Source organism: Streptomyces sp. NPDC037301, assembly GCF_055602785.1.
Window position 1 is genome coordinate 1 of record NZ_JBVJWD010000112.1, and the last position, 8,956, is coordinate 8,956.

10 protein-coding genes and 1 tRNA gene are annotated in these 8,956 nt (G+C 68.2%); 4 read left to right on the forward strand and 7 right to left on the reverse strand.

Annotation, left to right across the window (positions count from 1 at the left end; translation table 11 throughout):
• Positions 1-249 precede the first annotated feature (249 nt).
• Positions 250-1,371: an alpha/beta hydrolase gene (locus ACZ7IB_RS48060; RefSeq protein ID WP_470921601.1), complete on the forward strand. Its 1,122-nt coding sequence runs from the start codon at positions 250-252 to the stop codon at positions 1,369-1,371.
• Between the two features lie 390 nt (positions 1,372-1,761).
• Here ACZ7IB_RS48060 and ACZ7IB_RS48065 read toward each other — a convergent pair whose 3' ends face one another.
• The 4 genes from ACZ7IB_RS48065 to ACZ7IB_RS48080 all read right to left on the reverse strand — a co-directional run bounded on the left by ACZ7IB_RS48065 (position 1,762) and on the right by ACZ7IB_RS48080 (position 3,852).
• Positions 1,762-2,349: a hypothetical protein gene (locus ACZ7IB_RS48065; protein ID WP_470921603.1), complete on the reverse strand. Its 588-nt coding sequence runs from the start codon at positions 2,347-2,349 to the stop codon at positions 1,762-1,764.
• A gap of 90 nt (positions 2,350-2,439) precedes the next feature.
• Positions 2,440-2,577 carry a replication-relaxation family protein gene (locus ACZ7IB_RS48070; RefSeq protein WP_470921604.1) on the reverse strand — a complete coding sequence of 46 codons (138 nt, stop codon included), beginning with the start codon at positions 2,575-2,577 and terminating at the stop codon, positions 2,440-2,442.
• Positions 2,578-2,709: 132 nt separating this feature from the next.
• Positions 2,710-2,949 carry a hypothetical protein gene (locus ACZ7IB_RS48075; protein ID WP_470921606.1) on the reverse strand — a complete coding sequence of 80 codons (240 nt, stop codon included), beginning with the start codon at positions 2,947-2,949 and terminating at the stop codon, positions 2,710-2,712.
• Between the two features lie 768 nt (positions 2,950-3,717).
• Positions 3,718-3,852: an HNH endonuclease gene (locus tag ACZ7IB_RS48080; RefSeq protein WP_470921607.1), complete on the reverse strand. Its 135-nt coding sequence runs from the start codon at positions 3,850-3,852 to the stop codon at positions 3,718-3,720.
• A 165-nt stretch (positions 3,853-4,017) separates the two neighbouring features.
• Here ACZ7IB_RS48080 and ACZ7IB_RS48085 point away from each other — a divergent pair, with 165 nt between their 5' ends.
• Together ACZ7IB_RS48085 and ACZ7IB_RS48090 are read left to right on the forward strand one after the other, a co-directional pair.
• Positions 4,018-4,764 carry a class I SAM-dependent methyltransferase gene (locus ACZ7IB_RS48085; RefSeq protein ID WP_470921609.1) on the forward strand — a complete coding sequence of 249 codons (747 nt, stop codon included), beginning with the start codon at positions 4,018-4,020 and terminating at the stop codon, positions 4,762-4,764.
• A 204-nt stretch (positions 4,765-4,968) separates the two neighbouring features.
• Positions 4,969-5,042 (forward strand) — tRNA-Ala (locus ACZ7IB_RS48090).
• 167 nt (positions 5,043-5,209) lie between these two features.
• On the opposite strand, the gene ACZ7IB_RS48095 is transcribed toward ACZ7IB_RS48090, so the two are convergent.
• From ACZ7IB_RS48095 to ACZ7IB_RS48105, 3 genes are all read right to left on the reverse strand, one after another.
• A complete protein-coding gene (locus tag ACZ7IB_RS48095) occupies positions 5,210-6,361 on the reverse strand; it encodes an ISL3 family transposase (RefSeq protein ID WP_470921610.1) in 1,152 nt (383 codons plus the stop codon).
• A 477-nt stretch (positions 6,362-6,838) separates the two neighbouring features.
• Entirely contained in the window at positions 6,839-7,183 is a 345-nt protein-coding gene (locus tag ACZ7IB_RS48100) for a hypothetical protein (RefSeq protein WP_470921612.1), read from the reverse strand.
• Between the two features lie 46 nt (positions 7,184-7,229).
• The gene (locus ACZ7IB_RS48105; protein WP_470921615.1) at positions 7,230-8,465 is read right to left on the reverse strand and encodes an IS701 family transposase; all 1,236 of its coding nucleotides are present in this window, start codon (positions 8,463-8,465) and stop codon (positions 7,230-7,232) included.
• Positions 8,466-8,549: 84 nt separating this feature from the next.
• Here ACZ7IB_RS48105 and ACZ7IB_RS48110 point away from each other — a divergent pair, with 84 nt between their 5' ends.
• The gene (locus ACZ7IB_RS48110) at positions 8,550-8,711 is read left to right on the forward strand and encodes a hypothetical protein (RefSeq protein WP_470921613.1); all 162 of its coding nucleotides are present in this window, start codon (positions 8,550-8,552) and stop codon (positions 8,709-8,711) included.
• Positions 8,712-8,956 lie beyond the last annotated feature (245 nt).

The following is an 8,956-nucleotide window of genomic DNA, read 5'->3' on the forward strand; positions in this document are numbered from 1 at the left end:
CTGGGCGGCCGCCCGATCGGTCACCTCCACAGTGGGAACGATCGGCGGTCCACCCGTACTTCTGGTACTGGCAGCGCTGGGACTGACCGTGCTCAATCGACTGGTCCCGGCCCGGGACCTCTCCCCGCACGACCATCGAAGTCGCGCGCCTGCCGGCGACCGATCCCGGACACCGCATCGGGACGCTCTTCTTCAACCCCGGCGGCCCGGGAGATGGCGAGGTCGGCTATCTCCGCTACGAGCAGGCCCGTGAGCAGTACTTCCCACCGCGGCTGCGTGACCGCTTCGACATCGTCCGTGGAGCCGCGCGGCACCGGCGTCAATCCACCGCTGAACTGCCCGGATCCGGTCGACCTTTCGGTGAGCAGGTTCCCCACCGGCCGGTCAGCCGCTGCCGCACTCGTGCGCAGCAACCGGCAATTCGGGGATGTCTGTGCCCAGCACAGCGGCCCCTTGTTCGCCCACCTCGACACCGGCAGCATCGCACGGGACATGGACGCGGTGCGCGCAGCACTGGGGGAACGGACGATCAGCTTCCTCGGGCTCTCCTACGGCACCATGGTGGCCCAGAGCTACGCCGAGCTTTTCCCTGCGAGAGTGCGTGCGATGGTCGTGGACGGCGTGGTGGACCGGTCGCTGTCCTGGCGTCGGATGGCCGAGATCGATGCGGCCGCCGTGGAGAATGGTGTGGGAGGGTTCGCTCGCTGGTCGGCCGAGAACGAACAGAGCGCGCTGCACGGCCAGGACATCCGCGGCTTTCTGACCTCGCTGCTACACCGTGCCGACGACGGCGAGATCAAGGACGGTGACCGACGGGTGCGGGCGGAGGAGATCGCACAAGCGGTGAACACCGGCCTCCAGTCACCGCAGTTCTACGAGATGCTCGCGACCGCGTTGAGGAAGACGGCCGACGGCGGAGACTTCGCTCCGCTCGCCCCCTTCACCGCAGTCCACAACCCCGAATACCCCTCGTACCGCTCGATCATCTGCCAGGACATCCCCGGCCCGGTCGACGCCGAGACCGCTCTCCCGGCAGCCGTGCGCCGGGTACGCGAGGCCGGACCGACCCTGCGCGGCTACTCCGAGTTCTGGGACATCGCCAGCGGCTGCGCAGGCTGGCCGGTGAACTCCGCGTGGACGCCGCACACCTGGCGGGTTCCCGCGAGCTTCCCTCCCGTGCTTCTGATCTCCGGCGCGCACGATGTGGCCACGCCCCCGGCATTCGCCGATGGGGTCAGGCGCGCCCTTCCCACCGGCAGGCTGCTGCGCTGGGACGGCGACGGCCACACCGCCTGGCTCAACAGCCCGGCCACGGTCGATGCGGCGATCGACTACCTCACCACCCTGCGCATGCCGAAAGCCGCTTCCTGACCCGACAACAGCAGCATCGCAACACAACGGCGCCGCACACCGAGCACAGCCCCACCTTGCCCTGCTGACATTCGGCGACGAAGGCAGTCAGCACGCCGCCCGACGCCGCGGTGCAGGATTGGCCAGCTCACCTGGCTGGATCGTCTTCGGAAGGAACGGTGGCGACCGCTGCACCGGCTGTGCCTCAGCCATCGCTGCCCGGCCGCTTCGGTGCACGTCCCGTCGTACGACCGTCTCGCCCGTCCCGAAGATGCGCACCGGCTTCTCCTTCGCTCTGGCCCCGGCGGAGGCTCCGACGAAGCATCGTCACCACCCCAGCGTTTCGGGGTGGGGCGGGCAAGCTGCTGTCCGGGGGTGGCTTACCCAGGTTCCCCTTGGGCTTGCCCGCGGCTACCGGCGGCGCCCGATCCCGAACACGCCGCGGCTCTTCTTGGTGTCCGCTTCGGCCGCCGTACGGGCAGCGGCTTCTTCCGCCTGGCGCCGCGCGACACGTTCGGCTTCGGCCCAGTCAGTGTCCTCCTTCGAGCACGGCCCGCACAGGCTGTCCCGCTCGCCGGGCCACGAGTGCTGCCGGATCAGCTGCCGGCGGTCGTCGGTGAACTTGCTCCCGCAGCGGGCGCACACGGGCCGCTGCGCCTCCCGCTCCGCGGCTTCGCGTTCCGCTCGGCGTTGGCCGGCCTGCTCGTACTGGACGGCGTGCAGCCGGTCGCCGTCGGGGTTGTCCAGGGCCTCGGCCAGTGTCTGCCACTGATCCCGTCCGAGCCGCCGCCACACCGCACCGCCCGCGCCGTCGGGGCCGGCAGTGATCCGCTCCAGTTCGGTGACAACCACGGGCCGCCTGGCGGTAATCGACGGCCGTGATGCCCCAGCCCGGGTACTCGGGCCGGCGAAGTTCGTCCAAGCGGCCTGTTCCAGGCGCCGCATCCGGCTCTCGCGCTGTGCGTCGGTCTTCCCGGTGAACACGAACGCCACCGGCACGTAGCCCTCCCTCCCGGTCGCCGGGTACAAGCGCGACCACAGCCGGAAGTCGTGCACCGCTGCGCGCCCCGCCGACGGGCCGCCTTCTCCTTAACCGCGTCGGCCTTCGGCGCCAGGAGCGAACCACTCGTGGTAGCGGCGCAGCTTGTCCACTAGGTCGTCGACGGGCTCGGTGGCGCGGTCGATCTCCAGGAACATCGCGAGCACTCCGGCGTCCGGGGCGCGCATCGTCAGGTCGGCGTACTGGGTTTACCCGTAGGTGAGCTTGTGGCCGATCCCGGCCTGCCAGGAGAGCGGCGTGCCGAACCCGGCCCCGGTGAGCACGGTGGCGGTCGACGTCACGGCGGCGGCGTGTTCGTCCTAGCCGTCGGCTCCCTTCGGCCGGCCTTCGTCGTCGTACTCGAGCTTGCGCAGCGCGGAGATCCTGATGTTCTTCGGCAGCAGCAGCCGGGCTTCCTTGTGCCCTCGCTCGGTGAGCACCCACAGCTGGTGTCCCGACTCCAGTCGCGTCCCCACGCGGACTTCGCCTGCGCGCTTGAGGGCGTTGAGGGTGTCCCTCGTGATCCGGTCGTGCCGGTAGCCGGGGCGCAGCTCTGCCACAGATGCTCTGCGGTAGCTCGCTGGAAGATGCCGAGAGCCCTCAGCACTTCCTTCTTTCGGGTGTGGGTGGGCTTCCATGTCTGGTGTGAAGGCATAGAAGGGTTGTCGAACGCGTCGCGGGACCTTGACTCCGGGGCTGACCTGCACGGACGCGCCCGGCAGGCGAAGTGGCCGTGGAGGGGGCCGATGGGACCTCTTCCAGGGCTACGCCGGGCGTCGGGGCGACGGTGGCGTGCGGCTCGCAGGAGGGGTCGGGTGTGATGCCGGTGGGCACGGTGTCCTCGGTTTCTCCGGCCTGATGGCCGGGTCGGCGGTCGTGCGGCCCGTGCGCCGAGCTGCGCACGGGCCGGGGCCACCGTGAGAAAGCCCCCCTTGGCCGCGGTCTGACGTTCAGCGCCCTGGGTGTCCATTTTTGCCTCGACTAGGTATCGACTGGGCCGGTTTGTCCGTGACTGACGTCATGGCAGCACCCCGTCCTGGCTCCGGACTCTGTCCACAGGTCCGGGACCGCACCGTGGGGCGATCGGCCGGGCGCAGCAGGTGCCCGGCGTGCGAACAGTGAGGAGGCGTCATGGAGACGACGTCGTCGAAGGTGCCCCAGCTCGCCCCGGAGCAGATCGCGCGGGCCGCCGACCATGTGGAGCTTGGTCGGGTAGCCGGAGACCATTACTGCTCTCCGGCCCCCTCAGAACCGGACGTGCGGCGTTAACCGCATCCGGTTCAAGCAAGCCACTGGGGCTTCGCAGGTCAGCAGAGTTGTGTGGCCCGTTAGCCGTCGCCCGCATGATGCTGACGGTGGCATTCGGAGTGCACGAGGCGAAGATTGTTTTGTTCATCCGTACCGCCATCTCGCCGGTAAACGAAGTGATGCCTGCCCCGAGCACAAGCGGAAGTGCCCGCCAACGCCAGCTGACGTCCGACGAATCTGTCTCAGCGTTCGCCGCCCTCACGTGGGCGGCGAGCCGTCACACTGGTGCATCCGCCGACGCCCCCGGGTGACTACTTGCTGTCGGAGGAAAGGCATAAAAGTACGGTGCCGAGTACCTGCAGCCCGTCAACAATGCTTGCATGAACATCACTTCGCAGGCCCGCTCGTTCGACATGGCTGCCGCCAGCTACGCTGCGAACCGCCCTTCATACCCGTCCGAATTACTTGACGCGGTCGAGGAACTCACCGGCTGCCCCTTGGAGAACGCCCGCGTCGCCGACGTCGGGGCTGGCACCGGACTGGCGACGACACTTCTCCGGGCCCGCGGTGCGAACGTCATCGCGGTCGAGCCCGGCCCCGGGATGGCCTCTCAGTTCCGTCTCAGCCTGCCCGAAGTCCCCCTTGTGATCGGGGACGGCAACAACCTGCCGCTGGCCTCCGCCTCCATCGACGTCCTCACATATGCCCAAGCCTGGCACTGGACCGACCAGCGCAAATCCGTCCCGGAAGCTCTCCGAGTCCTGCGCACCGGTGGTGCACTCGCCCTCTGGTGGAACGACTCAGATAGCACCGTTCCGTGGATTGCCGACCAGGACGCGCGCCTGCGCCAACTTTTCGGTGCCGACGACAGCCCTCACGACCCCATGGCCCGGTTCCGCAGACTGCCGCCCGAGCTCGGCTTCGTCCACCGGCACGTGCCGTGGACCCGGCGCGTTCCTCTCGACATGCATCTCGCTAGCCTCGCCAGCTACTCCGACTTCCTCGTCCTCGGCAAGGAGGCGACGAACACATTTATTGCCAAGGAGCGCGACCTCCTGGCCGAGGTCTTCCCGAACCGGATAGTCAAGGAGCACTACGTTGTCAGCTTGGCTGTCGCCACCTGTTGACACAGCACTGCGACACATTGACGACCTTCCTCGGGCAGGAATCACGGTGGACCTATCAGTCGCCCTCGCCAGCGGACAGAGGTGCCGTCAATTCTCCGGTTCTGGCACAACTTCTGTGACGCGGCCACGCTGAGTGATCCGTCGTCGCCTTCGAATATTCGAGAGCGGCAGGGTGCAGGTGGCTCGTATGATCGCGAGCGGGATGGGGCTCGTAGCGCAGTGGTTGTCGCGCCTTCACCGCATGTGGGAGGACGCCGGTTCGAATCCGGTCGGCCCCATCCCGCCTCTTGCCTGGCAGCAGCCGGTTACTTCCGAATGCCACACCGGGGGCCAAGCTGCGCCCTTGAATGGCCGCTCAGCACTTGCCGCATCGCACTGCTCGCTGTGCCCGGTTATGTCAACGAGAACGCGTTCTGCCGGACGTTTGCGACGCGGCCGTCTTCGGTCACGCCAACAGAACCTGTTTGCGCAGGAGTTGGAAGCCAGCCCGGCCGAACATCTGTCGTTTGAGCATCTTGATCCGTTGACGTGTCCTTCGACGACGCCGGAGCTCCAGGGCAGGGTGAGGCCGGCGATGACGGCGGTCGATGCCCGCTGCGAGAGTGTGGAGGCCGGGCAGATCGTCGTTACGGACGGCATTGAGCCACTCGGGCAGCCGCTGGCCTTGGCGCTCGGTGAGGATCTGAGCAAACGAGCGGACGTGTCCGGTGAGAGCTTCCAGTTCGGGACACTGGACCAGGACGGCCTTGAGCCGGAGCTGTTCGACCTCGGTGAGGGAATCGGGATGGTGGAGGTATCCAGCCGGCGACGGTGAGGGCGGGGGCGCGGTGACCGGTTCGGTCGAGAGGCGCTTGGTGCGGAAGTAGGCGCGAACTCGCTGATAGCTGCCGGTGTAGCCGAGCGGCACGATCTCCTCCCACGCCTTCCAGGCGTTGGTGCAGCCCTGGTTCCAGCGGTCGTCCAGGTAGGGCTTGAACTCATCGAATACGGAGGGGCGGCCCTGCCACTGGCCGTGAAAGAGGTCCTCCGGGGTGGCGGCGTCGGCCAGGAGCTTGACGGTGCGGTAGGTCATACCGAGTTGCCGTTGGATCGCGCGGCGACTGTGGCCGGTGGCCAGCAGTGCGTGCACTGAGGCGTGGTTGGCCCGGGTCCGGTCGGCGAACCGGTGGCCGGTCGGCCACGGCGAGCCAGTAGCGTCCGCGGGTTCTTCGGGCTCCTGGGCCTGCCGGGGCGGCTCGGGCGGCGTACCCCGCAGACAGCCACGATGATCGGCAACACATCGCTCGGCAGCCTCGCCAAGGTTGTGCCACAGGTGCCAGCGATCGGCGACCTGCACCGCCTGGGGCGCCCCGACGATGGCACCGTCGGCGAAGAACGGGGCCCGGTCCCGGCACACCACCTCGATTCCTGGCCTGTCGGCCAACCAGGCCGCCAGGCTCGACGCCTCCCGGTCCGGCAGCAGGTCCACCGGCCGTCGCGTCTCGACGTCGACCAGCACCGTGCCGTAATGGCGGCCCTTACGCGTCGCGTACTCATCGACGCCCACCACCCGCGGCTCTGGCAACTCCGGATCGGGCAGCGCCTCGACCAGCCGCAACCGCGCTCCGGCTGACGGACACCCGAAGACACCGAGCGCCCGCCCGTCCGGCCAGCGCGAGACCGACCGCGGCCAGAGCCGATCGCAGACGCTCGGTCCACCGGCTATACCTCCGGGTCAGACCGGGTACCTGCTCAACGAACGTCCGCCGTCGGCACGAAGCGACCCGGCAGGCGAACCGACGGACCCGCAGACAGAGCACCACCCGCAGTCCCGCGCTGGGCACATCCGCCGGAAAACGCAGGCAAGAGCTGTGAGCCCGATCCGACCAGTTCCCGCACACCGGACACGACGAGCCGGCAACCGTGCTGCGGGCCCCATCCGAACCGTGTCGTTGTCCACGTCTACCGACACCACAGCCACGTCCGTGATCGACGGGAACAGCAAATCCTCCAGCCGGTGCACCATCTCTTCCACGGTCCCGAACTGTCAGTCACCCAAGGTCACCACTGATCATTTTCGGCAACACCGTTGCGTTTACGTCCGTGAGCGGTTCGAGAGCCCGTGTTCGAAGAACGTGACGGTGGTGTGGACGGTGTAGTTCTGACTGGTCGTGGGGTGTTGTCCGGCGTTCGGTCCGTACTTGCTGGTGGGGTTCTTGCGGGTACGCGCCTTGACGCGGTGCCGGTGGCGGCCGGGGTGCAGGGCGTCGAAGACGGCCCGGCCGATGGTGCCGACGAGCTCGGCGGGTCCCGCCGGGGGCAGGATTCCGGTCGCGGTGGTGACGGTGTCGGCGGCGGTGGTCTGCAGGACGGTGAAGCTGATGCGGTCCTGCCGCTGGTACGGCTGGAGCACCAGACCGCGTGACCTGGGCAGGGGCATTTTCAGAGCAGATCGAGGTTAGTACTCCAGCTGTAGATCGCGATCTTCATGTCTGGGCGGCTTGTCGCTGGTAGTGGCTGGCCTGGGATCGGGCCTGGTGGCGGCGTCGCCAGTGGGACCAGTCGAGCCGGTGAGTCGCGCCGTGGACGAGCCGGACGACGAGCGCGATGAACAGGCGCTGGATCTCGTTGCAGGTGAGCGGTATCAGCCCCTCCGGCTTCGGGTGACGCGCGTGTTCGTCGGCGCGGACGACGGCGAGGAAGGCATGGGCGAGCATCGCGAGGGTGACCCAGCGGTGCCAGGACGCCCAGCGCCGGACCTGGTGTTCGTCCAGTCCGGCCAGGCCCTTGCCGGACTGGAAGGTCTCCTCGACGGTCCATCGGCGTCCGGCGACCCGCACCAGGGTGGACAGCGGCACCTGGGTGGCTGAGTAGCAGCGGTAGAAGGCGAGTTCGCCGGTGCGCCGGTTGCGGCGGACGAGCAGCTGGTGGTGGCCGGGGCGGTCGTCGGCGAGGTCGGCCAGGGCCCAGTCGTAGAAGCGGTGCCCCTTGGCTCCGGCTCCGGAGGAGAGTTTCTGCCAGGCCCTCTTCGGCAGCTTCTTGACCAGGGCATCGGCGCGGAACGTGCCTGCCCGGGTGGTGATCTGGTGGTCACAGGCGACGGCGAGTACATAGCCGACCTGCCGTTGTTCCAGCGCGGTCCGCAAGTGCGGGTTGCCTCCGTAGACCTCATCACCGGCTACCCAGGACGCGCAGACGCCGGCGTCCAGTGCGCGGCCGATCATGCGGGCGGCGAGGGCGGGTTTCGTGGCGAAGGCGACGCTGTCGGGGATTCCGGCGGCCCGGCAGCGGGCGGTGTCCTCGGTCCAGGAGCGCGGGAGATACAGCTCCCGGTCGATGGCCGCGTGTCCGAGCGGGGTGGAGTACGCGAGGTAGACGGCGACCTGGCTGTTCTCGATGCGTCCGGCGGTGCCGGTGTACTGGCGCTGCACGCCCACCGTGTGCGTGCCCTTCTTCAGGTCGCCGGTCTCATCCACGACCAGCACCGCATCCTCGTGGTGCAGGTGCTCGACGACGAAGCCGCGGATGTCTTCACGTACCGCGTCCGCGTCCCACCTGGCCCTCGACAGCAGGTGCTGCAGACCGTGCGGGGTCGCGTCCCCGGCATGCTCGGCGAGCGTCCAGCAGTTCTTGCGCGGCAGGTCCGACAACAACCCGAGCACGAACGCCCGTGCCCGGCGCCGTGGTTCCACCCGCGCGAACCGGCCCGCGATACGGCCCATCAGGACCTCGAACGCTTCCTGCCAGCGGGCAGGATCTATGCTGTGACCTGCGGCCACCGACTGATCTTCTGTCTTCACACACCGATGATCACCGGTGGCCTCATTGTCACTGGCCCGCACCTGGGCACGATGTGGTTCGACGCCCGGGCCACCTGCAACCAGGTCCTGCCACTGAACCTGGACCGCCAAGCTGTGTCGTTCGCGGACTGGCTCGGCCGGAGGTCCATTGATCTGCTGGGCTGGTGAACGCTGGCGAAGTCCCGCTGGGTCGTGCATGTGGTCCGGGGAATCCGGTGCATGGCACGGCGCTCGAACTCAACCGCCACGGGAACGCTTGACCACATCAATCGCGGGTCAGGGCGTAAGGAAATCTGTGGACGGGCCCGCGGTAGATCACTTAGCCTCGATCCACCGACGTGCTCTGAAGATGATCTCTTGATCGTTTGGTGAGCTGGTTTCGGTCGGTGGTCGTGGGTGGGCAGGTTGTTTCT

Coding starts and splice junctions, on each gene's coding strand:
- ACZ7IB_RS48070 (WP_470921604.1), bottom strand. CDS start 2,577: ATGCGCGCCCCGGACGCCGGAGTGCTCGCGATGTTCCTGGAGATCGAC.
- ACZ7IB_RS48105 (WP_470921615.1), bottom strand. CDS start 8,465: ATGGGCCGTATCGCGGGCCGGTTCGCGCGGGTGGAACCACGGCGCCGG.
- ACZ7IB_RS48085 (WP_470921609.1), top strand. CDS start 4,018: ATGAACATCACTTCGCAGGCCCGCTCGTTCGACATGGCTGCCGCCAGC.
- ACZ7IB_RS48110 (WP_470921613.1), top strand. CDS start 8,550: ATGATCACCGGTGGCCTCATTGTCACTGGCCCGCACCTGGGCACGATG.
- ACZ7IB_RS48100 (WP_470921612.1), bottom strand. CDS start 7,183: ATGCCCCTGCCCAGGTCACGCGGTCTGGTGCTCCAGCCGTACCAGCGG.